This window comes from Gardnerella sp. DNF01159 (assembly GCF_049244215.1).
Taxonomy (GTDB): Bacteria; Actinomycetota; Actinomycetes; order Actinomycetales; family Bifidobacteriaceae; genus Bifidobacterium; species Bifidobacterium swidsinskii.
In genome coordinates this window covers 738870-765074 of the sequence record NZ_CP058387.1, presented here as the reverse complement: position 1 = coordinate 765074, position 26205 = coordinate 738870, and the positions used below count along the sequence as shown (strand labels likewise).

At 36.3% G+C, this 26205-nt stretch carries 19 protein-coding genes, 4 tRNA genes, 1 CRISPR repeat array and 1 riboswitch; of the genes, 18 read left to right on the top strand and 5 right to left on the bottom strand.

Annotated features, from left to right (window positions below; genetic code table 11):
- The first annotated feature begins 43 nt into the window (after positions 1-43).
- Positions 44-802: a hypothetical protein gene (locus tag HXT39_RS02860; protein ID WP_102703101.1), complete on the top strand. Its 759-nt coding sequence runs from the start codon at positions 44-46 to the stop codon at positions 800-802.
- A gap of 505 nt (positions 803-1307) precedes the next feature.
- Here the strand turns inward: HXT39_RS02860 and HXT39_RS02855 are convergent.
- The 3 genes from HXT39_RS02855 to HXT39_RS02845 form a co-directional block, all read right to left on the bottom strand.
- The gene (locus tag HXT39_RS02855) at positions 1308-2417 is read right to left on the bottom strand and encodes a hypothetical protein (protein ID WP_102703102.1); all 1110 of its coding nucleotides are present in this window, start codon (positions 2415-2417) and stop codon (positions 1308-1310) included.
- Positions 2418-2430: 13 nt separating this feature from the next.
- A complete protein-coding gene (locus HXT39_RS02850) occupies positions 2431-2916 on the bottom strand; it encodes a hypothetical protein (protein ID WP_102703103.1) in 486 nt (161 codons plus the stop codon).
- Positions 2917-3031: 115 nt separating this feature from the next.
- Positions 3032-3307: a hypothetical protein gene (locus HXT39_RS02845; RefSeq protein WP_102703104.1), complete on the bottom strand. Its 276-nt coding sequence runs from the start codon at positions 3305-3307 to the stop codon at positions 3032-3034.
- A 263-nt stretch (positions 3308-3570) separates the two neighbouring features.
- Here HXT39_RS02845 and HXT39_RS02840 point away from each other — a divergent pair, with 263 nt between their 5' ends.
- Positions 3571-4080: a type IIL restriction-modification enzyme MmeI gene (locus tag HXT39_RS02840; protein ID WP_180963723.1), complete on the top strand. Its 510-nt coding sequence runs from the start codon at positions 3571-3573 to the stop codon at positions 4078-4080.
- Between the two features lie 131 nt (positions 4081-4211).
- Here HXT39_RS02840 and HXT39_RS02835 read toward each other — a convergent pair whose 3' ends face one another.
- Complete coding sequence (locus tag HXT39_RS02835) at positions 4212-5003, bottom strand: DUF3800 domain-containing protein (RefSeq protein WP_158245253.1); 792 nt, start codon at positions 5001-5003, stop codon at positions 4212-4214.
- Between the two features lie 429 nt (positions 5004-5432).
- On the opposite strand from HXT39_RS02835, the gene HXT39_RS02830 reads away from it, so the two are divergent.
- A complete protein-coding gene (locus tag HXT39_RS02830; protein ID WP_233186346.1) occupies positions 5433-5825 on the top strand; it encodes a hypothetical protein in 393 nt (130 codons plus the stop codon).
- 14 nt (positions 5826-5839) lie between these two features.
- Here HXT39_RS02830 and HXT39_RS02825 read toward each other — a convergent pair whose 3' ends face one another.
- Positions 5840-6919, bottom strand: a complete 1080-nt coding sequence (locus tag HXT39_RS02825) for a 3'-5' exonuclease (RefSeq protein ID WP_158245252.1) — start codon at positions 6917-6919, stop codon at positions 5840-5842.
- Positions 6920-7860: 941 nt separating this feature from the next.
- Here HXT39_RS02825 and HXT39_RS02820 point away from each other — a divergent pair.
- The 15 genes from HXT39_RS02820 to allW all read left to right on the top strand — a co-directional run bounded on the left by HXT39_RS02820 (position 7861) and on the right by allW (position 26204).
- The gene (locus HXT39_RS02820) at positions 7861-10698 is read left to right on the top strand and encodes a CRISPR-associated helicase/endonuclease Cas3 (RefSeq protein WP_102703108.1); all 2838 of its coding nucleotides are present in this window, start codon (positions 7861-7863) and stop codon (positions 10696-10698) included.
- A gap of 3 nt (positions 10699-10701) precedes the next feature.
- Positions 10702-12372, top strand: a complete 1671-nt coding sequence (casA, locus tag HXT39_RS02815; RefSeq protein WP_102703109.1) for a type I-E CRISPR-associated protein Cse1/CasA — start codon at positions 10702-10704, stop codon at positions 12370-12372.
- Positions 12373-12393: 21 nt separating this feature from the next.
- Positions 12394-13008, top strand: coding sequence for a type I-E CRISPR-associated protein Cse2/CasB (gene casB, locus HXT39_RS02810; protein WP_102703110.1), 615 nt, complete (start codon positions 12394-12396; stop codon positions 13006-13008).
- A 94-nt stretch (positions 13009-13102) separates the two neighbouring features.
- The gene (gene cas7e / locus HXT39_RS02805) at positions 13103-14191 is read left to right on the top strand and encodes a type I-E CRISPR-associated protein Cas7/Cse4/CasC (protein WP_102703111.1); all 1089 of its coding nucleotides are present in this window, start codon (positions 13103-13105) and stop codon (positions 14189-14191) included.
- Between the two features lie 58 nt (positions 14192-14249).
- On the top strand, positions 14250-15125 hold the full coding sequence (cas5e, locus tag HXT39_RS02800) for a type I-E CRISPR-associated protein Cas5/CasD (RefSeq protein ID WP_102703112.1): 876 nt from the start codon (positions 14250-14252) through the stop codon (positions 15123-15125).
- Positions 15126-15770: a type I-E CRISPR-associated protein Cas6/Cse3/CasE gene (cas6e, locus tag HXT39_RS02795; protein WP_102703113.1), complete on the top strand. Its 645-nt coding sequence runs from the start codon at positions 15126-15128 to the stop codon at positions 15768-15770.
- A gap of 40 nt (positions 15771-15810) precedes the next feature.
- Positions 15811-16752 (top strand): type I-E CRISPR-associated endonuclease Cas1e, encoded by a 942-nt coding sequence (gene cas1e / locus HXT39_RS02790; protein ID WP_102703114.1) that lies wholly within the window; start codon positions 15811-15813, stop codon positions 16750-16752.
- Position 16753: 1 nt separating this feature from the next.
- Positions 16754-17836: a type I-E CRISPR-associated endoribonuclease Cas2e gene (gene cas2e, locus HXT39_RS02785; protein ID WP_102703115.1), complete on the top strand. Its 1083-nt coding sequence runs from the start codon at positions 16754-16756 to the stop codon at positions 17834-17836.
- Between the two features lie 107 nt (positions 17837-17943).
- A CRISPR array of direct repeats spans positions 17944-19435; the repeat unit is 28 nt; unit sequence GTCTTTCCCGCATACGCGGGGGTGATCC.
- 1401 nt (positions 19436-20836) lie between these two features.
- A complete protein-coding gene (locus tag HXT39_RS02780; RefSeq protein ID WP_102703117.1) occupies positions 20837-21106 on the top strand; it encodes a hypothetical protein in 270 nt (89 codons plus the stop codon).
- 1149 nt (positions 21107-22255) lie between these two features.
- Positions 22256-22328, top strand: a tRNA-Gly gene (locus HXT39_RS02775).
- A 28-nt stretch (positions 22329-22356) separates the two neighbouring features.
- A tRNA-Cys gene (locus HXT39_RS02770) sits at positions 22357-22427 on the top strand.
- A gap of 30 nt (positions 22428-22457) precedes the next feature.
- Positions 22458-22529 (top strand) — tRNA-Val (locus HXT39_RS02765).
- A 39-nt stretch (positions 22530-22568) separates the two neighbouring features.
- Positions 22569-22641, top strand: a tRNA-Val gene (locus HXT39_RS02760).
- Between the two features lie 234 nt (positions 22642-22875).
- Positions 22876-22965, top strand: a riboswitch (TPP riboswitch).
- Positions 22966-23138: 173 nt separating this feature from the next.
- Positions 23139-24380, top strand: coding sequence for a hydantoinase/carbamoylase family amidase (locus HXT39_RS02755; protein WP_103013869.1), 1242 nt, complete (start codon positions 23139-23141; stop codon positions 24378-24380).
- Positions 24381-24719: 339 nt separating this feature from the next.
- Positions 24720-26204, top strand: coding sequence for an allantoin permease (gene allW, locus HXT39_RS02750; RefSeq protein WP_082915470.1), 1485 nt, complete (start codon positions 24720-24722; stop codon positions 26202-26204).
- Position 26205 lies beyond the last annotated feature (1 nt).

Below are 26205 nucleotides of genomic sequence, written 5' to 3'. Positions count from 1 at the left end.
TTTCATAATCTGTACGCACTTTTAATGAGGAGAGTGTTTAGTTATGGGATCTTCAGTTACACAACGCATTAAGAGCATTAAACAACCTTATGGTGGATATTTGCCACGAAAAGATTTTGTTGAAAAATCATTAGGTGAAGGAATAGAAGACTTATATGATAAAGGGAACATTCACCCAAGTTTAGTTGGTATAGTAGTTGACTACATGACTCGTTTAATGTCTGGATCGAGTGCAATAGACGCGTTTAAAATTTCTTTACTGGGCGCAATGATTATAAACGAACGCGATAATGCGTTGAAACTTATGTCCGGCATTAAAGGACTTAGCGATGAAGATATAGTTAACGCCGTCAAACTTGTTGGATTCGACGTATGCTTTAGATATGATCCTATTGGCTACAGGCCTTTTGATGAAATCAATCCCGATGAGCACACAATCCAAAACATCAGAGTTATGGTTCAGCGCTCGCTTCATTTTCTTGAGTGTTACGGTCCGAAAGTGCTTGACGGTTTTACGCTAGAGGGCGGTTACACTAATACGGTAAGTGCTGGTGATGGTGATTTTATAACAGCTGATACTTTGTGGGATTTTAAAGTTTCTAAAGAAAAGTTGGATAAGAATCAGACTCTTCAACTGCTTATGTATTGGCGTATGGGTTTGCATTCTATTCATCCAGAGTTTCAGAATATTAAGTACTTGGGTATTTATAATCCTCGCATGAATAAGGTCTATCGTATTGCTGTTGAAAACATATCCGAGGACGTTATACGCGAAGTTGAGAAAGATGTGATTGGGTATTAGGATCAGACGGTTTTGCGTGCTTTAGGCTGTTGTTCGTACTTAGTGAAGACTATCGCTAAAAAGTTTAGTGCACTGCGGCTTTAAGCTGGTTGATTCAGAAAGCAGTATGTAGCAATCGTTAGACACCGTTATTTTCTCAGTTCGTTGACCGAGTTAGTAACGGTGTTTAGATCTTGGATTATATCCCCGGATATTCACAAGCTTTTCTCTACACATTTTGCCGATTACTCATGATTCATGTGCTATAAGCCAAAAAATAATGGAGACCGCACAACACCTAAGGTGAGTAAATCAGCCGACGGCGTGAATCCGACTTTCAACTAAATATATCAAATATTTAGAACACATTGATTATTCACACAACAATTACAATATTCAATCTTCAGAACTAACAAAATTAGATTAATTTCATTGTTTATTTTCAGAAAATAAGATAGATTTGGCATTTTTATATATCTTTCAAAACAAAGGGTTCTTTATATTTAATTTTGGCGTAGGAATGTTATTAGGAAAAATTTTTGGCATTTTTTATTTCAAGATTTTGTCTATAAAATTTAGCAAATGCTTCAGTTATTGCACTAAATGATTTATTATCCAAATGAATCATATCGCTTATTGAAGCGGAAATATTTTTTACAGCTTCTTTAGATAATGAATTTGAAATTTCACTCAAAGCGGGCGAAACAGCTTTGATAAAATGCTCATTGATTCTATTCGTTTGAATGATTCTAGTAAACGAAGATAAAACATTTTCTAAATCTGTAACGCTCAAATGCTTTCTGTTCTCAAAATCAGCAACGGCAATATCTAACTTCTTTATATATTGCTTAAGTATATTTCTATATTTGCAAAATTCAGTATCAGAAATTTCTTTGTTGTGCACTACTTTGTTTCTTATTTTTCTAATTTCATCAAGACTATTTCTAGTTAAATCTATATTTCTTTTACTAAAAAGTCTTTCCCATAATGATATCTTTTCACCCTTATTTAATATATTAATAATATTATTTGAAGATTCCCGTTTTTTCAAAGCTAATTTTGCATCTTCAATTACCTCATTTGCATCTTCAATAGATTGTTCCTTAAATAAATAATCAATATAATTTTGAAAAGTAAAACAATCTAAAGCAATCTCAATATAACGATTTTTATTCCTTATATTCTCTGCAACATCATTCTTAATTTCTTCGTCGACTAAAGTTTTTTTAGTCCATTCTGTACCATATGCGCTTAACACAGTAAGGTATACAAATTGTCTTAATTTCCTTTCAAATGTGAATATATACTTAGACAGGTTATTGCAGTAATAATCTGAAGCTCCATCAAAAATGACAACAACGTTATATTTGCATCTTAGATTATTTTTTATAAAAGCGAACTTCAAAGACTCGATTGAAATTGCTTCTTTTCTTGTAGTTTTCTTATTAATAGTTAAAATTTTTAGCCTAATTTCTTCGCCTATTTTCTGAATATTATAATTAAATTCTTGATCATCGTTGTGTAAGCATAATGTTTTTTCTTTAAAAGAAATCAGGTCTGCGAAATTTTCCTTAAATGAATCAATATCATTTTCGCTATCCTTATTTTTTAGCATAAATACAAGGTCAATAAACATAAGTCACTTCGATTCAGATTTTACTTTTCCATTTGTTATACAATCTACTTCTAACAACACGTATATTGGGATTAATGCCTTTTGCAAAATACACTAATTCTTGATAATCAAATTCTTCCATCATTGGGCCGCATATCAATTCCATGTCGTCAAAATATTTACCATCAATGTTAAAGTCTGCATAATGAACGATGGGTTGATTATTTGATAATAAATCATTAACAATTTCTTGACCAACATTAGCACTATATTTCTCATCCCTAAGAAATTTTATTTGATCAAATGGAATATACATTACTGAATATCTCCATTCTTTTTGGAACTCCCACTCAGTACTTTTATATTTCCCTAACACATTCGCGTCAAAACAAAAAAATTCACCATCCTGTCTCAAACATCTAGGATAGATAAGTGATTCATCGTCTGTATATGTTACTTTTGCATTTAAGCGCTGGGTAAGAATGTCTCTATCTTTGTCACTTATAATAAATTGCGGCATTAGCTTAAATCTACATCCAAAACAATATTGCGCAGGTACTATAAAAGTTTCATCCGTTGACTTTTCCGATGGTTGATCTTCTTTATTAATGCAATGCTCAACGTAATCATCATAATTATTTTTTAAAAGGAAAACTTCTTAATTTTATGCAAACGCCTCTGCTAGAATCTCCATACATAGACCATTGTGGTATGCTGTCTCTATTCTCACTCCAGCAGCTTGAAAAAATAAATTTCCCCAAATTGCGACCTTCACCGGTAATTGCTTCAGTTTTATCATCCATACATTCAAGTGAAGTTAGTCTCAAAGTTTTATTCATTAAAATTAGCTTTGCCGATTTCAAACTAGTGTAATGATATAAATATTCTGGTATTCCTTCAACTATTTGCATAATAAACTTCCTTATCCTCCCCTATATTTCTTTTAGCACAGCAAAATCTCTTTTTTATCATTTAATTTATTATCAAGTAGAGCCCATTTTAGATATATTTCACCATTTTCAATCACTTCAATTCTAGCAGGACATGCAGTATTTGACTGTCAAGTTAAACAATAAGCACATAATCCCTAGCAAGTTAGATAATATACTCATGAATATTGCAGATCAGCACAAAAAGGCAGCAGAGTTTATTGAGCGCTGGCAAGGTCGCGGCGATGAAAAGCAGGAAACGCAGAAGTTTTGGCTTGAACCTTATGCAAAACGTTTTGGGCATTCCAGACGCAATAAACAATACCGAGTTTGAGTATCGTACCGCTAACCGTGGGTACATTGACATGTTGTGCCCTGATTCTCGTTTTCTTGTTGAGCAAAAAAGTAAGAATGTTGATCTTGATAAGCCTGAAGAACGTCAAGGTGATTCTGTTACTCCAGCTGAGCAAGCCGTAAGATATTCCGACAATCTTCCGCTTCCAGAGCTTACAAGTGATATGCGAGAGAAAGTTATTGAAGCAGGTAAAGCCATACTTAAAGCGCGTGCGAATCACCCAGGCCAATCTCTAGCAGACTTGTATGATCCAAAATGCATGCCTCAAGATTTGCGCAAAGCTCATGACGAGCTAGATAAAGTAGTAGATGTTGCTTTTGGTTCTGCAAAGCCTTGCTCTAATAACGACGAACGTCTAGAAATTCTTTTCAAATCCTATATTCGCATGACTAAGGAATGAATTTAATATAAGCAAACCTATAAAACGAAAAACCAATCTGTAGTTTCTACAAGTCAGGATTTATATTAGGAAGCGTTGATTGCTGTTAGCAGAGGGTCACAAGTTTTGTGCGACCCTCTAGCATATTTACATTAGAAAATGTCGTTTTGTATAAGATGCTTCATTGGGAAATATACACCACTGTTACAAATAATATCGTCAATTATATGAGCTGTTTTTAATACTGCTTTATCTCCACGAGAAAGTTGAGATGATTCTAATGATTTATCAATCATTGCAGCGCGCGAAGCGATAAATAATGCCATATCAATCATTTGCAATCCAAAGTATTGTCTTGAATCTTCCCAATGGAATGGCATCACAATATGAGAAAGATTTGAATTATAAAAACCCTCTGTATTACCATTATTCTGATATTGCTTAATGCGACCTTCATGTGCTTCAGGATCAGCCACTTTATCAGCAACAATAGTTATATCAGTTCTATATAATTCAGCAATAAAATTAACTCTCTCGAGACAATATTGAAGTGCAACATCGTGAGGTGTATGAGCATGTTCTTTATATCGTTGTTTTAATTCAGTAGCAGCAACACCGCGAATAATAACTTTTGCACATGATTTTGCCAATATACGCATTGCAGATCTATAAATACCAGTGGATTGTGTATATAGCCCATTCATGCATTTCCAATCACCCTTAAACTGGAACATACAATGACCATGAAATTCAACATTACTTGGAACATTAAATTTTTGTATAACGCTTTCTTTTAATTTTGCAAGCTCATGTTCTATAAATTCTTTTTGCTGCTCGTCAACAATTAACGCACCAATATAATATATATCTCCGCCAATTTTTCTATCTACAGGCGAATGAGATTCATCAATATAAGCAGTTAACATAGAATTATTATCACACATAATTATTCCAACCATCGAACTAGAAAAATAATGTGCATAACTAATATGAATTACTTCTCTATTTACTACAAATTGTTGCATAAAATATTAACGATATTAAAAACAACTTCATATTCGTGCTAAAATATGGCGAATATATTCTTCTATGTTTATAACATGTTTTTGTATTCAAAAATTATCAATGCAACACGTAGTCCTAAAATTTGTAAAAATAACCAAATTTGTATATTCTTGTATGTACGACAAGCTCACTTCACTATAGGAAGTGTTGATTGCTGTTAGCAGAGGGTCGCGGTTTTGTGCGACCCTCTAGCATATTTACTTTCCCAAAACAATGCGCATTAAGGATAAGCGGCAATTTAGGTTTATTTCCCAAAATGTGGGGTAAGCGGCAAAAAGTGGGGTAGTGGCAAGACATCTATTATTAACATGGCAATATCTGAGATTCCAATAAACGAAGACAAAGCCAAAAGAGTAGAGAAAGAAAAATGGTATTCAAAAGTATACAAAAGAATCAAAAAAATTTTTACTTCACAAAAAACTGAAGAAGAAGATCAATGTCATTATCCAATAGTTATTAAATTCTCACCATGGAATTATTCCGACAAGAACAATTTAATCAGTTTGTTCTTTTATGAATTGAAGAATAAATTAGGTGTAGCTAAGGGGGAGGGACATAAACTATGTATTCTAATGCATCCAATAAGATGGACAGTAAAAAGAGAAATGAAAAAACTATCATACATGCAGAAAATTTATTATTATATGTACGAGAAACTTCGCCCTTATGATAATAAATACATGGATAAAACTATAAAATGAGACAACTACTCTAATTATCTCGCAGGATAAACATTACTAGTAGTTGGTATGGCATTTGAATAATAATCTTTATTATGATAGTCATTGCACGAATTGAACAGAAAAACAAGACATATCGCAACAAACATTAAAGTCAACATAAAGTGTACATAAGATTTGGAATTCAATTCATCAGATTTCTTATTACTACTAGGTGGCATCCTGTGAACCTCAAATGGCAGATACCCTGTTAAACATTTTTCTGAATCAATTTTTTTGTTTATCAATACATTGCGCTTACGTTTTTTATCAACTTTATTTTGAACATGTAACGTAGCTTTACAATCCTCTAACGCATCATGCGCATTATAAGAAAATTTACACTCTTCGGCAGCCCATTTTAACGCAATTGTTTTTGAACCATAGAAAGTTTCGGCATATTCACGCATAGTATCAGTAACTTTGTTCCTGTTAAGGCGTATACCAATCTCAGCGAGAAAAGCCAAATCAAACTTAGCATTGAATGCACATATTTCTCTAGCTCTATTAATGATATTTTGTATAGCCTCCACATCTTTAGTAATACATTCACATTTTCTAACATCAAAAGGATTTATATGATTTATTGCTTCAGCTTGAGGCCAATGAGTAACATATTCTGGTTTATATAGCTTATTCCATAAGACATTGCCATTCCCATCAATTATAGACAACTGCAGTATTTCATCATATTCAGGATCCAAACCTGTAGTTTCTGTATCCAAAACAATTCTTGGAATTATATCTTCACATGGAATGCTAACAGTATTCATCTCAACCTTTAAACTAAATTGAATCAAACTAGAACTGCTATTAGAAGACGTTTTGGGCTTGTAAGAAAAATATTCTAGTCTATTACCTACTAATGGCATTAATACATTGTTAGCTTCTGTTAATACATTTTTTGTCTCAAAAATTATATTTCCATAACCATTTTTTACAATTATATATTTTTCTTCATCTTTACATTCAGTTGTAACAATGCAATTCTTAAAGCTATGAGACCTTGAGATATCAATAGAATCTGCAACAAAACGCGAATCAGCATAAAAAGAGTACTTACCAGATAATTTCATGAGACTTCGCATAAAATGATTTTTTACCAAAGCTTCCTTCTTCTCAAATATGTCTGCTGCGCAATCATCTGCTCTCTATATAAGTCTAATAAGAACTAAAGATTTAAGTTTAAGTATGGGTCATTATGCTTACCCATACTTTTTGCCTTTTACAACAAGACATTTGATTAATAAACACAATTTTTGTCTATAACACAATTCATTAGCCTTAAACATTTAGAAGATATTGAAAAAATTTATGCGGCAAAAATTAAATACATTTCAAAATCCGAAGATATATTAAGTTCTTACCAATTTCGTATAGCATTTTACGTATGGAAATGTATTAATAAGAAAGCTGCTCTCACGTATGTTACAAATCTATTCAATAATGAGACAAATAAGCTTAGATTCTTATGTGTAACAACATACAATAAACTAACAAACTGGAAATTTTATTCAGAAAATTGCTTTAATCTAACCGCAAAATATTTAAAGACATCACACACCCGCGTATCAAAACTGTTTCCTTAACGCAACAATTTTGATACACTTGCGTTATATCTATTTTTGTGAATGATACTCTTCTTAAGCATTAAACATCTACATCTGCTTTACTTTTGTAAGAGTTATACCACTTTGAACAATTTTAAATTTATACTACAAACGGATTAACCGAATGCGTACAAGATCTAGATTAAAGGAATCACAATAACAATGCTGTTGATGTATAATCGCTTTTGATAGAGCTTCCCGCATGCGCGGGTGTGATCCTTCTGTGTTTCGTGTTCTATCGTCTTTCTCGCATTGGCGAGGCAATTATTTGGGCTTCAAATGCATGCAATACGTTTGAAGCCCAATTAGTTTAGTAACGAATATGCAACACAATCTTTCTTAAAGCTCTTATTGAGAGTATATTTACCATTATTTAGTAATCATTGTGGATTAAGGGGATAGTAGGTATGAATTGTAATCATATTATTAATCCTGCATTATGGGGTAAAAAGAGAGAAGTCAATGGTACTATGCAATGGCTTCCTCTTGCTCAACACCTTGAAGATACTGGAAATGTTATTGGTCAATTATGGGATCATTGGCTTAGTGATGGTCAGCGAAGATTAATTGAATTCTCATTAAGTAAACATGTTGATGCAAAAAAATTATCTCAATTTTTAGGATGCATACATGATATTGGTAAGGCTACTCCCGTTTTTCAGTTTCGAAAATCGTATTCAAATTCAGAAGATTTAGATATTGCGTTAAAAAATAAGTTAGCTACTGTTGGTTTTACAAATATCGATGATTTTATTCTTAAGGCAACAGATTGCTCAAGTAGTCATCACACTATAACAGGTCAAGCTATTCTTTCTAAGGCTGGAGTTCCTGAAGGAATTTGTGCAATCGTTGGCGCTCATCATGGTAGGCCTTTAGATGATGATTCTGTTTATAAAAATAATATGTCTAAATATATTGATCATTATTATCAAAGTGAATCTGAGAGTGAAAATAGTAAATTATGGCAAAAATTGCAGAATGATATTTTAGGCTGGGCTTTAGAAAGGAATGATTTTTCTAATGTGAATGATCTTCCTGAAATAAGTGAACCTGCGCAAGTTTTGTTGTGCGGATTAGTAATTATGGCTGATTGGATTGCTAGTAATGAAAACTATTTTCCGCTTATTCCAATAGAGAAAGATTTGATTGAGAATCAGGAAGAAAGATATAAAAAAGGCTGGGAAAAGTGGTTACAGCATGGTTCTAAAGACGTATGGGAATCATTAAATTGTTGTAGCAGTGTTTCAGAACTATATAAGCATCATTTTGGTTTTTTGCCAAATGATGTTCAGATAGCGTTGTACGACGTAATTTCTCAATCTAAAGAGCCTGGAATTTTTATTCTTGAATCGGCAATGGGTTCAGGTAAAACAGAAGCTTCTTTAATTGCTGCTGAGCAATTGGCAAATCTAACTGGAAGAAGCGGAGTGTTCTTTGGTCTTCCTACTCAAGCCACTTCTAACGGAATGTTTAGGCGAGTTGAGAATTGGCTTAAAAGTGTGAATAGTGATTTTCAGGGCGAAATTGGTTTACGTTTAGTTCATGGTAAAGCTGAACTGAATGCAGATTATGCCCATTTGCCTCGTGGAATGCAAAATATGAATGATGGTTGTGAAAGTACTTCAAGTAATAACGATGCAAATAACAATGGAGTAATACTTAATGATTGGTTTACGGGGCGAAAAACCGCAATGTTGGATGATTTTGTAGTTGGTACAGTAGATCAATTTTTGTTAGCTTCTCTAAAACAAAAACATCTTATGCTTCGTCATTTGGGTTTAAGTAAAAAAGTTGTAATTATTGACGAAGTGCACGCATATGACGCTTATATGAATAAGTATCTTGAAGAATCTCTTATTTGGATGGCAGCATATGGTGTTCCTGTAGTGTTGCTTTCTGCCACCTTACCTGCAAAGCGTAGAAAAGAACTTATAAAATCTTATCTGCTGCGCGGGTTGGGATTTAAATGGAGTGAATGCAATAAGTCTAATGTTGATTTTGAAACAAATGGTTATCCTTTAATTACATACAGTGATAAAAACTGTGTAAAACAAAAATTTATTGAAAATGATAAAAGTGATAATAAATCTATTTCTGTAAGAAAAATAACAGACGATAACTTACATGAATCGCTTGTTAGTAAGCTTAAATCTTTGTTAAATAATGGCGGTATTGCTGGAATTATAGTAAACACCGTTAAGAGAGCGCAAGAAATTTATAATGCTTGCGTTGATGAATTTAGTGATGACGAAGTTATACTTGTTCATTCGCAATTTATTGCTACTGATAGAGTTAGAAAAGAACAGCAGATTTGTAATATGATTGGCAAGAATGCTCATAGACCTGCTTGTGCAATAATTATTGGTACGCAAGTATTAGAACAGTCACTTGATATTGATTTTGATGTTTTGTTTACTGATCTTGCTCCTATAGATTTATTACTTCAGCGTGCTGGTAGATTACACAGGCATACGATAGAACGCCCAGAAAATTTCACAGAGCCAATTTTATATGTGTTGGGAACCAACGATCGTTATGAATTTGATAAAGGTTCAGAGTCTATTTACAGCAAATATTTACTTATGAGAACCCAATACTATTTGCCAGATGTTATAAACATGCCTAAAGATATTTCTCGATTAGTGCAAATAGTTTATGGCGATAATCCTTTAGAGTTACAAGAAGATTTGAAAGATGTGTATGCTGTTGCAAAAAGAGAACATGATTCAGTAAGAAATAGTAATGAAAGTGCTGCAAAAACATATAGAATTGAAAATCCAGAATCAGAAATTGGTGAAAGATCTATTGTCGGCTTGTTGAAGAATCCAATTACAAATGAATCTGATGAATTTGCATGTGCTCAAGTTCGCAATAGTGGTGAATCTATAGAAGTTATTGCTGTGAAAAAAGTTGGGTTTGGTTATGGAACTTTCCATGATTGTGAAGATATTTCACAAAATATTGATGATGCGGAAGTTGCAATAAAACTTGCTCAAGAAACAGTAGGATTGCCGTGGATGTTTACACTAAACAGCAATCGTGTTGATGAAACAATTGCAGAGCTGGAAAGAATACGAAAACAAAAGCAATTCAAAGACTGGGATAATCAGCCTTGGTTGCGAGGTTCTTTGGTGCTTCTATTCGATGAAAATAATATTTGCGAATTATCGAAATACAGAGTTGCGTATTCTGAGAAAAGTGGTATTGTGTGTATTAAGAGTTCAGAAGAAGACAGAAAGGAATAAAGGGTGAGCAGATTTAATTTATTAGATGAGCCTTGGATTTCCGTCATTGTAGACGAAAAAGGCCACAATAAACTCGTATCAATTACAGACGTGTTTAATCATGCATCAGAATATAAAGCTCTTGCGGGAGATATGAAAACACAGGATTTTGCATTGCTTCGCATTTTGCTTGCTGTGCTTCATACTGTTTTTTCTAGGTACGATATTCATGGAAATTCTCGTGAATTTGATTCAGGTGAAGATGATGAATATTATTTCAATAAAGAAACAATGAATATTTGGCGCGAAGTTTGGAATTCAAAAAAGTTTCCAGACGCAGTTTTCAAATATTTAGAACAATGGCATGATCGTTTCTACCTTTTTGATGACAAGTATCCATTTTTGCAAGTACTTAAACAAGATATAGATAGTAAAAAGCTTGGTGGCAAATCTCCTAGTGAGATATCTGGTAAAAATATAAATCGATTGATTTCTGAAAGTAACAATAAAATAGCTGTATTTTCTCCAAAAGATAATGTTGATAACAACAAATCGTCACTTACTGAAGCACAATTAGCAAGATGGATTATTGTGTTACAGTCATACGTTGGATTGGCAGATAAGACCATTTTTGGTACGGAAAAATATAAAGCTTCTAAAGGATGGCTTTTTGACCTTGGTGGCATTTACATAGAAGGCGAAAACCTATTTGAAACTCTTATGCTCAACTGTGTACTTGTTGGCGAAATGCAATCTCCTGAGAAAAAACAAAAACCATGTTGGGAATATTCAGGAGCGGAAAATATTGAAAATTCGTTTTATGAAACATTTATTGACAATATTTCTCAACTTTACACTCGATGGAGTAGAGCAATATATATAAATCCTGATATTAGCATTGATAAGCCAATATCGGTTTCTATAGTGAAACTTCCTGATATTAATCATCAAAATGCTTTTATTGAGCCAATGACAGTATGGCAGTACAACAAGGAACGTGAAAACAAGGACAAATACACTCCAAGGAAGCATAAAGTAGAAGAATCTATGTGGAGATCATTTGGGTTACTTACATTGCAAGAATCAGATGATGGGATCCTAAAAAATCACAAACCATGCATTATGGAATGGTTAAACAAAATTAGTAAAGATATTGAAGGTTCTTCTATTTCATTACAGGCTGTGAGTATGAAAGATGATGGTAATGCTACATCTTGGGTTCCTACAGATGAAATATGCGATACTCTGCATATTGATGAAGTTGTAGTAACTGATAATTCTGACAACGGATGGGTGGGCAGAATTAACAATGAAGTCGAGTATACAAGATCTGCCATAGGATTTATTTACAGGCAATTTCTTCTAGACATATGTGAAATACGTAATAGAAATAAAGATGATGCAACTAAATATGCTGATAAGTGTATTAGTCATATTTATTTCTTAGTCGATAAGCCGTTTAGACAATGGTTAGCAAATATTAAACCAAAAGATTTAATGAATGAACGATGTACTCAATGGAGAAATACTTTGCATAGCATACTTATAAATGAAGCAAAAGGCATGTTGGAAAATGCTACATTGCGTGATTTTACAGGTAGGTCTGCTATGCAAAGTGAGAAAGAAACTACAAAAAATATAGTTACGGCTTACAGCATTTTTACTAGTCGCTTAAAAAAATTATCAAAAAAATAAAGACATAGAAAGGAGGCTATTATGGCTGAAAATCAAAGCAAATCTGTTGAAGTATCTAATGCTGTTAGAAAAATTATCAATCAATTTTTGAATGGCTCAGATATTGCATCAAGGCGAGCTATGCTTGCTCAACTGCGTCACACAATTGGTAAGCCATTAAGTCAGTCTGTAGAAATATGGCCATGGATACTAAGCAATGTTCCAGAAAGCTTTATCAATAAATATGGTGAAGTTAGCTATCAAATGCGATCTGTTATAAATACTTTGCAAATATACGCATTGTATGAACAAGGTAGTGTAGAAAAATCAAGTTATAAGGATTTGAACAAATCTGAAGATTCAGAAAATGAAAAATCTTATAACAATATGGGAACAGCTTTAAGAGCACTAAGAAGTGACGAAGGTGTGCGTGGAGCGATGGATAGACGCTTTAGTGTTATGATTACTGCAAGCGATTACGAAAGTTTTTACTATTACCTTCGTCAACTAGTTCGACTACTAAAAAGCAGAACAAAAGAAAATCAACAAGCGATTGATTATTCTAAACTAGCAGGCGATTTATATTTGCTTCAGTTTGAAGATTCAGAAAAAGTAAGACTTTCCTGGGCGCAAGAATATTATCGCTTAAGCAAGTAGCAATAACTTTTTAGCAATATCACATATTTTAAAAATTACATATTTCAAAAACAACGTTATTAAACAATTAACTAAAATTTAGAAAGGCAAAACAATGAACACTCATTTATTCTTAGATATTCAAGCAATCCAAGCTGTTCCACCATGCAATATTAATCGCGATGATGCAGGTAGTCCAAAAACTGCTCAATATGGCGGTGTAACTAGAGCTAGAGTAAGCTCTCAATGCTGGAAGCACTCAATGCGCGAATATTTCAAAGAACACAGCGGAGATTCTAATGTTGGAATACGAAGCAAAAACATTGTTAAGTACGTTGCAGATAAAGTTATTGCATTAAAACCAGAATTATCTGAGCAAGAAGCATTAGATTTAGCAAATAAAACGTTAAATAATGCTGGCGTTAAAACTAAAAAAGATAATGATGAAATAGTTCCTACAGCAAAAGCTTTATTCTTCTTAGGAGAGACTCAAGCAAATTCTCTAGCGCAAGCAGCAATCAATAATGTTACTGACAAGAAGCAACTGCAAGAAATCTTGAAAGATAATCCACCTATTGATATTGCTTTATTTGGTCGCATGCTTGCAGACGATCCATCGCTTAATGAGGATGCTTCTTCTCAAGTTGCTCACGCAATTTCCACTCACGCTGTTCGTGCTGAATTTGATTACTATACTGCTGTTGATGATTTATCTGCGGATGATAATGCTGGAGCTGGGATGCTGGGCACAATAGAATATAATTCTTCAACACTGTATCGTTATGCAAATGTTGCAATACATGAATTTAGTCATCAGTTGAGTGATAACAAAGAATCTACAATTAATGCTCTTAAACTTTTTATTGAAGCTTTCGCTAATGCTATGCCTATTGGAAAAGCAAATACTTTTGCGAATCAAACTTTGCCGCAAATGCTTGTAGTAACTTTGAGAGATGACAGACCAGTGAATTTAGTTAGCGCATTTGAAGATCCAGTAAAAGCAAAAGACGGATATGTTTCAAAATCTATTGAGAAACTATCTCAAGAATACGAGAAAGTTCAAAAATTTGTTCATAAGCCGCTTGCATCATTCTATGTGACAACGGATTCTTCAAATGAGGAGATTAAATTAGGAGTGGAAGAGCAAAGTATGCAGCAATTATTGGATGATTTTTCTTCCAAAGTCTCCGAATTGCTTCAGTAAATTTCTTAATAAATAACACTTATTGGTTGATGTTTAGTGTTTAACAGTTAGGAAGCTTATGAAAAGTTTATTACTGAAGTTCGCTGGACCTTTGCAATCATGGGGTACAGATTCTCATTTTGAAACTCGTCACACAGACTACTATCCATCTAAAAGTGCGGTAGTAGGCATGATTGCTGCAGCTTTTGGATATAGAAGAAGCGCAGATTGTGATGAAGAGATTGCAAAGCTTAATGATTTAGACTTTGCAGTACGAATAGATCAGCAAGGAAATTTGCTTAGAGATTATCATATTGCTGCAAAATATAAGTCTAACGGTGACTTTGAAAAAAATTACGTTACAAATCGTTACTATCTAGAAGATGCCATATTCTTAGTTGCAATAGGATCCGATAATGAGAAACTTATCGATAGCATTAACGATGTTTTGCGCTCGCCATATTTTCAATCTAGTTTGGGTAGAAGATCGCTGCCTCCTACAGCTGATTTTATTTTAGGCGTAGAAGATTGCGGAGTAATTCAAGCATCATTAAAGTATAAGTGGCTTGCAAGAAAAGCAGGTAAAAACCAAGTACAAGTTTCTAAATTATCTATGCTCTCGCAATCTTCTAATGAATCATGTAATGCAGGATTTATATCTTTATATGCTGATTCAGATTTAGTAGATAAAGCAGAATGCGAATTAGCTAAAGATAATACTTATACTTATAAAATTCAGTCGTATGTTCGTAAGCTACGAAAGGATTACGTTAATTCTTTCTCAAATAAGGAAAGAAAATTTGGATTTCGATACGAGTCAAAAATGGAAATTCCTATTGAGAAGATTTCGCACAATAATTCGGATTCAGAAAGCAGCAAATCAGATAGTGAACATCTAAAAGATTCTGAAACTTTTAGTTTTGAGCATGATGCTTTTTCTGGATTGGAGGATTAAATGTCTTATTTGAGTAGAGTTGAAATTGATTATAAAAAACCTAAATCGCAGCTAGATCTTAAATCTGTAGGAGCTTTTCATAACTGGGTTGAACAAAGTTTTCCAGATGAATGGATAAATCATGAGCGAAGCAGAAAATTGTGGAGAATAGATTCTTTGAATGGGAAACATTACTTACTTATAGTGAGTGATTCAGAACCTAATTTACAACGTTTAGAGATGTATGGAGTTGCTGGAACAGCTTCAAGCAAGAATTATGATAAGTTCTTGTCGTCTTTAAAAAATGGTATGAAAATGCAATTTAGAGTAACTCTTAATCCTGTTGTTTCTATTTCTGATACTTCTGAAACTCGCACTACTAGAGGTAGGGTAGTACCACATGTTACTTATGATCAGCAGATGAATTTTTTGCTTAATCGTGCGCAAAAATTAGGTTTTTCATTGAATGAAAGTGAATTTACTATTGTTGAGCGCGGGTATAGCTTATTCACAAAGTCAAAAAAACCTATTCGTTTGAGTAAAGCTGTTTATCAAGGCGTTTTAACAATTAGTGATGAGGATGTTATGCGTAAAACTTTACTAGACGGTATCGGTAAAAAGAAAGCATATGGTTTCGGAATGATGACTGTTATTCCATTGGAATAGCTTGAGTTAATGAATCTTTTGTGTCAAAGGCTGTAGGAGTATGAAGAAGAAGTGTGGTGCTAAGAAGGCTGAAATTCAAGAGCTTCCGCGCATAAGTGATAGAGTAAGCTTTATATACATAGAGCATGCAAAAATCAATCGTCTTGATAGTGCTATTACAGTCTTTGATGCAAACGGAACTGTGAGAGTTCCCGCTGCAATGATTGGCGTTTTACTTTTAGGACCTGGCACTGAGATTACTCATAGAGCTATGGAATTACTTGGAGATGTTGGCGCAAGCATAGTTTGGGTTGGCGAGCATGGTGTTCGCAATTATGCTCATAGTAGAGCATTGTCAAGGAGCTCAAGATTGTTGGAAAAACAGGCAAAACTTGTTACTAATAGTAGATCAAGATTGAGCGTTGCAAGAAAAATGTATCAAATGCGTTTCCCTAATGAAGATGTATCCTCATATACTATGCAACAATTAAGAGGTCGAGAAGGAGCTCGCGTAAGAAGCATATATAGGGAGATGTCTAATAAATACAATGTCCAATGGAATGGTCGCGATTATAAAGTCGATGATTTTGAAAGTGGTACTGTCGTTAATCAAGCATTGTCTGTAGGCAACGTATGTCTTTACGGTTTAGTTCATAGCGTAATATCTGCCTTAGGTTTAGCACCTGGATTAGGTTTCGTGCATACTGGACATGATCTTTCTCTTGTATACGATATTGCAGACTTATATAAAGCTGAATTAACTATTCCTGCATCTTTTGAAATTGCCGCTCGGTGTGAATCCAACGATGACATTGAACAGTTAATGCGTTTGAAGATGCGCGATTGCTTCGCAAATTGCAACATAATGTCTCGTATCGTTAATGATATACAAAATCTTCTTGAAATCCCGATTGACAACCAAATTACTGTTGATGTAATACATCTTTGGGACGATAAGGAACTTCTAGTAGCTTCTGGCGTAAATTACAGTGAGGTGAATTGATATGCCGTTAACTGTGATTACGATGACTAATTGCCCATTATCTTTAAGAGGTGATTTAACCAAGTGGATGCAAGAAATCGCTACAGGCGTTTACGTCGGCAATTTCAATAGTAAAGTTCGAGAGGAATTATGGAAGCGTATAGAAGACAGTGTTGGAAATGGTGCTGTAACAATGAGTTTTTCTTCCAGAAATGAAATTGGCTATGATTTTAAGACTATACATTCGCATCGTGAGGTGGTTTATTCGGATGGATTACCTCTGGTACGTATTCCAACAGTTGATACATTAGAAAACGATATTAAACATGGATTTAGCGATGCTGCTAAGTTTCATAATGCAAGGAAATTTTCAAATGATAGTAGTAGAAAAAATATTAATACTTCTTCTAATTTAATTGAAAATGATTTAGTAAATGAAAATATTAGTTCTGTAAGTTCTGATAATTCTATGCAATCTACGATATTGTCCGTGAATGATGAAGAAATTACTTGTAATGACTATTGGAAAGATTATATAGGCAAAACAAGTAAAAAATTTGTTGTGTTAGATTGTGAAACTACAGGTTTAGATAGCAAAGTTGATAAAATTATTGAAATTGGGGCTGTCAAGTTTATAGATGGAAGAATTGAAGAATTTCAGACTTTAATAAATATTAATGATTGCAACAATAATATTTGTAGAAAAAATAATATAATTCCCAATGAAATTACCGAGTTAACTGGTATTACGTGCGACATGCTTGAGTCTAATGGCGTAAGTTTAGACTTAGCATTAAAAGAATTTATCGATTTTATAGGGAAATTACCACTATTAGGATATAACGTATCGTTTGATATTGGTTTTTTTAATTCGGCTTTATTCTCATTAGGTGAGAAGTTCAGCAGCGCTTTTTCTATTAATAAAGTTATTGATATTTCACGTTTTGTGAAGCATGATAGGAGATTTTTGAAAAATTATCAGTTGAAGACGGTTCTTCAGGAGTACAACATTTCTGAGTCAGTTCCTCATAGAGCTCTCATAGATGCTAGGCTAACGGCGCGTCTTGTTTTTCACTTGAAAGGATTGTTAAAATTTATTTCATAAAAATAAAGCACTATTGTACTACTCTATGTGATAGTTTGAATTTGAAAAGTAAATGAGATTTGACTGTTTCTGTTATAGAAATGGCCATTTTATTAGGATTTTTAAGTGTCTTTCCCGCATACGCGGGGGTGATCCTCAAAGTGCTAGACGAACAGTCACAGAAAGACAGTCTTTCCCGCATACGCGGGGGTGATCCTGCAAAGGATGCAAAGCACACAAAGGATTATGCGTCTTTCCCGCATACGCGGGGGTGATCCCCAACAAAGGGGACGGCACCAACACCGTCCCCTGTCTTTCCCGCATACGCGGGGGTGATCCCGCTTTGTGTTTCATGCGCGCATTATGCAAAAGGTCTTTCCCGCATACGCGGGGGTGATCCTGTAGCTGAGTACACCAATTGGGTTGAAAGCTGGTCTTTCCCGCATACGCGGGGGTGATCCTTAAAGAGTTTTCCAAACCACGAACAGACAGCAGTCTTTCCCGCATACGCGGGGGTGATCCCAGTCTCCTAGTCCGCAAACCAAACAAAAACAAGTCTTTCCCGCATACGCGGGGGTGATCCCGATATTCGAGGTTCCTGGGCACGCGTTAAACAGTCTTTCCCGCATACGCGGGGGTGATCCCAAGCAGTAAACAACATGCACATGCCAATAGTAGTCTTTCCCGCATACGCGGGGGTGATCCTGGGTACCGGTTAATTTTGGCTTTAGAAATGGCGTCTTTCCCGCATACGCGGGGGTGATCCTTTATGGACATATGCACCCTTGTTGCGAGAATGGTCTTTCCCGCATACGCGGGGGTGATCCCATGATTAACCGTGTGCAAGGTCAAACAGCAACGTCTTTCCCGCATACGCGGGGGTGATCCTGTTATTTCCCTTAAAAGATCCGTAAGTTTCAGGTCTTTCCCGCATACGCGGGGGTGATCCTTTCTGTATCAACATCATTATACTGTTTTAATTGTCTTTCCCGCATACGCGGGGGTGATCCTAGTCCCACAACCACAACGGTTCACCCCAAACAGTCTTTCCCGCATACGCGGGGGTGATCCCTTTTCTATTACATTATGTAGAAGATAAAGAGTGTCTTTCCCGCATACGCGGGGGTGATCCTAGCCTTTGCTTCAGGCGCGCACACTTTAGTAGGTCTTTCCCGCATACGCGGGGGTGATCCCAAAACGCAAGTGTTTTTTTAAGTAATCGCGTAGTCTTTCCCGCATACGCGGGGGTGATCCCATCTTCTACAAAATAGCAATATTTGTAAATTCGTCTTTCCCGCATACGCGGGGGTGATCCTGGAAAAATATTAACACCACTGATATTAGAAAAGTCTTTCCCGCATACGCGGGGGTGATCCCAATGTCACCTTTTTTCACACCTTGCAAACGATGTCTTTCCCGCATACGCGGGGGTGATCCCACCGGCTCGATGTGGGGTGAACTCACAGCCGCGTCTTTCCCGCATACGCGGGGGTGATCCTAATATTGCGAACACTACTAAAAATAACGCTAGGTCTTTCCCGCATACGCGGGGGTGATCCTAAACATTGCGTGCGATGAGAAGTAGCGTATCAGTCTTTCCCGCATACGCGGGGGTGATCCTAATCCTTGGTGTTGGACATCGCACGCGCTAAAACAATGGCAAGATACAGTAAATAAAAGCATCGAAGAGTACAATAAGAAGAGCATCAATAAACAGAAAGAAAGGAACAGCTCATGATGGGCACAATAATGGTAATCAGCATAATACTATTCATTGCAATGTTGATATTTGGATTTGCGGCTTGGATCTATGACTTGCTCCATTGCAAACCACACAGTGAACTCGGGCAACGTATCCTACGACTCGATGAAAACAATAATCCAATTGAAGATAAGAAAAAATAGTAAAGGAAACGAATGCACGATAGTAGCGTCTTTCCCGCATACGCGGGGGTGATCCTCACTGTTTACTTCTGCTAGTAGAGTACACAAGGTCTTTCCCGCATACGCGGGGGTGATCCCCTACACATGCAGCAAGTGCGGTTGCAGTAGTAGTCTTTCCCACATACGCGGGGTGATATCAACACCATAAGGGTTTTTATTAAAAAATTTCATTTCTACATTTTCTATGATATACTAAAGGAAAGCACAGAGCGTAGGGGCTAGCTACGCTCCATGCAATCCGCTACTTGCCTTTCTTTATGACATATAGTGCGACCATTGAAGTAATTATGACGCCAATAATTGCGAATATTTTATAAGTGACGTCAATAATTGTGAGTATGGTCTTTCACGCATTGCTGAGCGCTATGACATAACTGAATAGTTAAAGCATAGCTCGCGAAGGCAATGCGTGTCTTATAGCGAGCGTAATAAAGTGCGAACACTTTAACAATTACTGTAAAACACAACATATAAATCTCAAACACTATACGACCTGCTTGAGCGATTATTCCTCACGGCTTCGTAGCGGCTGATTTGGGAGCTTGCAATCCCATTGATTTCAAGCTCCTGCAAAGCACGCGAAAGCACTTTAGAATGCCGAGCGTGCTCAAAGTCGAAAGCACAGTGCGCTTTCAATGCAAGCGAGGACTGACTTCGTAAAACTAACAAAGTCAGTTGTTCTACACAAAGATTTATGCAAATGTGTTTACATTCGATATGTATAGTGATAGCCTAGCAAAGCCGTGACGCAAGGGCGGTTTTCCTTTTCATCCTCTTGACAATGACGCGCCATGGCACTTTAGATCCTTTCTGAATATGTGTGTGATTCCTAGAAGTTATAGCCATCTAGGTTGACTGGAATCGTCTTTTTCACCTATGGGGTGATCTTAATGCGCGTGTGATCCTCGACAACCAGCTTTTAAGACTGGAACATTAGTCTGAGGAGTACCATTTTCAATATTTTCTTCAAAGGTTGAATGAAGAAAAGAAAAAGTGTGCGTGTTAATACTGCGTTCACAGTTGTAGAAGATAAGAGAGGAGTCAAAAGCTGATGAACATGATGAAATTTGTTATGACATGGTTGAGAAACTTCGACCTTATGCTGAGCCATACATGGATAAACTTTGCAAAGAAGCTGCTAGTAATGCTACATGCGCAGGAGAGCCTTATGAAGCGTTAGCAGATTACTTAAGCTTTGCATGGGAACACCAAAATACTCCTCGCAAACTTATTATTGAAGCATACAATCTTATTGACGATGACTATCTTGATTCATATAACGAAATGGCAGATAAACTAGGGATTCCGCGTCGCCAACATTCTGCAGACTACGACGAAGATGAATAAATATTATATTAAAACGAGGGTTCCAACCAATTGTGCTGGCTAGAACCCCTAGTCCTCAATCTTTCCACACGATTATAAGCAAAGCAAGAGCATTAGTCGTTATTCCGTCAATATGCGTTATTAAAGCTGCAACAAACGCTATCCTGCAAGTAGTACCATTCACTAGTATTAGATTCACTCTAGCCACTGGCATCGCTGGCTTAACAGGCAACAGTAAGAAAAAATAAAGTAGCCTATTATGTCAGGCTAAAACAGGAAAATTAACTATTACAAAAGAGCTGGTCATTCCCCCAAACCTACCCCGTGAAGGGTCAAGGGTAGGGGGAGCCCCAGCTCTCAATTCGGTTCTATCATATATATGGGCGCCTTCCTTATACGCAAAGAGTCACCCATATTCTTGTTATTGTTTAGCTAGATTTATCATACGCAATAAGCGCGTATCAAAACTGTTTCCTTAACGCAACAATTTTGATACAAGATATAAATAAAAAAACGACTGAAATAAACTACATCTTCTATATTTATACTTATTTTTTCCATAAAAAATTATTAGTACAATTTATGTTACAGGTATAATATTTTGCAGTATTTACTATTTTGGTGAATACAAAATATGAGAGTTGGGAAGCATGACATGGAGAAATTAAAGGTTATGGCGTAAAAGTCTATCCAGAAAAGGAACCTTATTGATTGAGCGAGAATAAAAAGCAAAAAGCTCTAGGCATAACACCTAAAGCTTTCGCTGACCGAGTACTCCCAATCCATTTGTTCCATCATTGTATCATATATAATCTTATTTACTAAATTATTTAATTTAAAAATGTAGGGTAATCAGAAAGAGTCCGTAAAGATAATCTTGTGAATACTCTGGTCTATAAGCCACAATCCAAACACTGTTAAAAACTTAGTAAAGTATCGGAGAAAGTAACTGTAATCACCCAAACACTGTTAAAAACTCAGCTAACAAACTGGGAAAGTAACACTTGCGCTCGCAAATGCTCCAATACCATACGCATAACAAACTTCCAACCAACACGCGCAAACACCACAAAACGACACGCCAAATAGGCGAAGGCTTGCATTTGAGAATATTTCGGGTATAGTAGTTACTCGTGCTTCGGCGCTGACATTGTTCAGTAAAGTTGCATTGCGGACATAGCTTAGTTGGTAAAGCGCAACCTTGCCAAGGTTGAGACCGCGGGTTCGAGTCCCGTTGTCCGCTCTAGGTCCGATGAGTTATTCGACCTTACGGTGGGTTAGCCAAGCGGTTAGGCAGCGGCCTGCAAAGCCGTATAGATGAGTTCGACTCTCGTACCCACCTCGATTAAGCTTCAAGCTTAATTAACAACCTGGGCGGTTGGCGCAGTGGTAGCGCACTTCCCTGACACGGAAGGGGTCACAAGTTCGAACCTTGTATCGCCCACTCGAAAGGATTGCCTTTCACGCATAATTAAAAAATTTTGGGTGATTGGCGCAGCGGCTAGCGCACTTCCTTCACACGGAAGGGGTCATAGGTTCGATTCCTATATCACCCACAATATGTTCGCAGTGTAGAAGCACTGCGTTTTTTGTTATCTGGCTATTTTTTATTTGCTAACCTTCATATGAAAATTTTTCGCAGCCGAACACACATGCAACCACAAATGGAAGCAATATCTCATAGCAGTCAACCAATCAGTCAACCAACCAATCATTTCTTCACAGAAACACACATGATAATGTTCATTTTGAGTTCATTTAATATCGTGCTATACTCATCCGAGTACAAGTGAAAATTGCAGGGGTACTGGAAACAGTTGAGAAACACCCTTTGAACCTGTTTTGTTAAGACATGCGTAGGGAGCAATTACAGTAAGTGATTTCTTTCTATCACGATTTTCGTGATATCTTGCGTTGCCACAAAGTAGTAGCAATTACACGAGTATCAACTAAACAATTAAAAAAAAACTAAACAACCAAAACCAAAACCAAAAAATATCCGCCTGAATGTCACTTTTGGGGAAACTTGCACAAGTGAGGAGGAATACTGCAGATGATTAATAGCAGCATAAGTGCTGAAACTATAGAATCAGCCATAAGCTGGCTTGCAGGATTCACAGAAAAACCAGGAGAACAAGGAGTTACTCGACCTCTTTACACAAAATCTTGGAAACAGGCTCTTTTTGCTCTTCGTCAACGATTTGAAAAACTCGGTATGACTGTAGAATTCGACCAAGTTGGAAACCTAATTGCAACTGTTGAAGGATGCGAAAAGCCAGAAAGCATAATAGCTTGTGGATCGCATATTGACACAGTTTCAAGAGGAGGTCGTTTTGACGGTCAACTTGGAATAGTTGCAGCATATTTAGCAATTAAGAATTTACTTACTAGATATGGAAAGCCAAAGAAAAGTCTTCGCATTATCTGCTTAGCAGAAGAGGAAGGCTCACGTTTCCCATACGTATTCTGGGGTTCAAAGAATTTCTTCGGACTAGCCAAAAAAGAGGACGTAGAAAATATTTGCGACAGTGAAGGTGTTCCTTTCGAAACAGCAATGCGTGAAGCTGGGTTCAATTATCAAACAACTCAACCTAAGTTCGCAAATCTTGAAGCCTGGATTGAGCTACACATTGAGCAGGGACCAACGCTTTACAGCAATCACGAAGATTTAGGTATTATCACTAGCATTGCTGGTCAGCATCGTTGGGATATTCATCTTAAAGGCGTACAAAATCACGCTGGCACAACAATGATGTCCTACAGGCACGATGCAGTAGATTGCATGTCTCATATAATCGCCAAGAATCTTGACAAAGCTAAGCAAGCAGGCGACCCACTGGTACTTACTTTCGGTAGAATCAGCGTAGTTCCAAATCAAGTAAATATTGTTCCTGGAGAAGTTACTTTTTCAATGAACTGCCGTCATACAGATAAAGCTTTTCTTGATAAATTCTTGCAGGAACTCGACGAGGACATTCACGAAACTGCCAAGTCTTATGGCATTACAGCGCAGATTGATAAGTGGATGTCTGACGATCCTACACCACTTAGCAACGATATTATTAATCTTTTGAAAGATCAAGCTAATAAGCAAGGTTATGCGTACAGAGTCATGCATTCAGGTGCTGGTCAAGATACGCAAATTTTTGCTCCGTTTGTAAAATCCGGAATGATTTTCGTTCCTTCAAAAGATGGTATTAGTCACGCTCCAGAAGAGTACACAGATCCACAAGACGCTGTTCACGGAGTAAAGCTTTTACGAGATGCTCTGCATAGTTTGGCTTATGAGGACTAACGAAAACCAACTAAAAGATAACGGAAACCAAACGAAAACCAAACGAAAACCAAACGAAAACCAAAAAGAAATAGAAATTTAGGAAGGACGTAAAAGGCATATACGATGCAAACTTCACTGCTTAATTAATCGCAGCGAAGAAAAGTGAATATCGAATGAGAGTACAACGCTTATTCACGAATAAGAGGCTGATACGAAGGGGCGCACCACCACGGGTACGATATCCTTTCGTATCTTTTTTATTTTTGAGCAAAGTTGCGATTATTACTTTCAAAAAACTCAAAACACAAAACACAAAAAAGAATCAAATTTACAAACAAGAAAAGTAAGGAGGTGCGCATGCAAATTAGTAAACTGCTACAAGACGAGCCAGTAGCTAGTAAAAACTTGGAATGTTACCGCGAGCGCGGCTACACTAACGAAGATTTACTGCCAAAGCCGCAAGAAAAACGCACAATGAGCGCTCTTAATTTCTGCACTTTGTGGATGCAGTCTGTACACAATATTCCTAATTATGCTGCAGTTGGCGCATTCCTTTTAATGGGATACTCTCCAATTTACGTAATGATTGGTATCATGCTTGGCGCAATTCTTACAGCAATTGTCATGGTTGCTAACGGTGTTGTAGGTTCCAAATACGGCATACCGTTTTCTATGCATTTGCGCGCAACATACGGAAAAGCAGGCGCTCAACTACCAGGATTCCTTAGGGGAGTAGTTGCTGCAATATGCTGGTATGGCATTCAAACATATATAGGCGCGAAAGCTTTAGAGATTCTAGTTGGCAAAATTTGCCCTGAGTTTCTTACGCTTGGAAGCAAAATACCATTTGTAGGTTCGCACATACCTATTATTATCTCCTTCGCAATATTTTGGTTGCTTAATTTGGCGATTGGCTTAGGTGGAGGAAAGACTCTTAATAAGCTAACTGTAGTATTAAGCCCACTTATTTACGTTGTTTTTGGTTGCATGAGCGTATGGGCTATTAGCTGTGCTGGTGGATTATCTGCAATCATGCAATATCATGCTACTGTTCAAGCGCCAACTAATTGCGGTCTTGGGCTTTTCATGATGATGGTTGTAAATTCTGTACTGGGCGTTTGGGCTGCTCCTGCCGTTTCTATTGCTGATTTTACGCAAAATGCAAAGTCAACTATGGCTCAACTAAAAGGTCAAATTGCTAGCTTCTTGCTAAGTTACGCGCTTTTTGCCTTTACAAGCGTAGTTATTTTAGTGGGCGGATCGCTTTTTTACCATGAAACCATTACAGATGTTCTTGTTATCATAAACAAGTGGGATAGTCTTCCTGCAATTGCAATAGCTACTGGGTTGCTTCTACTTACTACAGTTTGTACAAATGCTACTGGCAATATTGTTCCTGCAGCATACCAGCTAACTGCTTTAGCTCCGCGATTTGTAAATTATAAGCGTGGCGTAGTTATTGCAGCTCTTGTAAGCACTGTGTTAATGCCGTGGAAGTTTATGGCTAATATTACAGGCTTCTTGAATCTTATTGGCATGCTTTTAGGCCCTATTGCAGGTGTTCTACTTGCCGACTATTACGTAGTAAAGCGCACGCATATTGATCTTGATCAAATTTATTACGATACAAATAGCTCGTCAAAATCTGCTTATTCTGGAACTAACTGGATATCTTATACTTCTACGATACTTGGGCTTTTATTTGCTCTTTCCGGGCAGATAATTCCTCTACTTTCACCACTTACTCAAATCTCATGGATTGTGGGATGCGCTGTAGGCTTCGTGTGTCAAATATTACTATCAAAAGTTTTTCAGCCAACAATGGCTAAAGAAAGGAAATAAT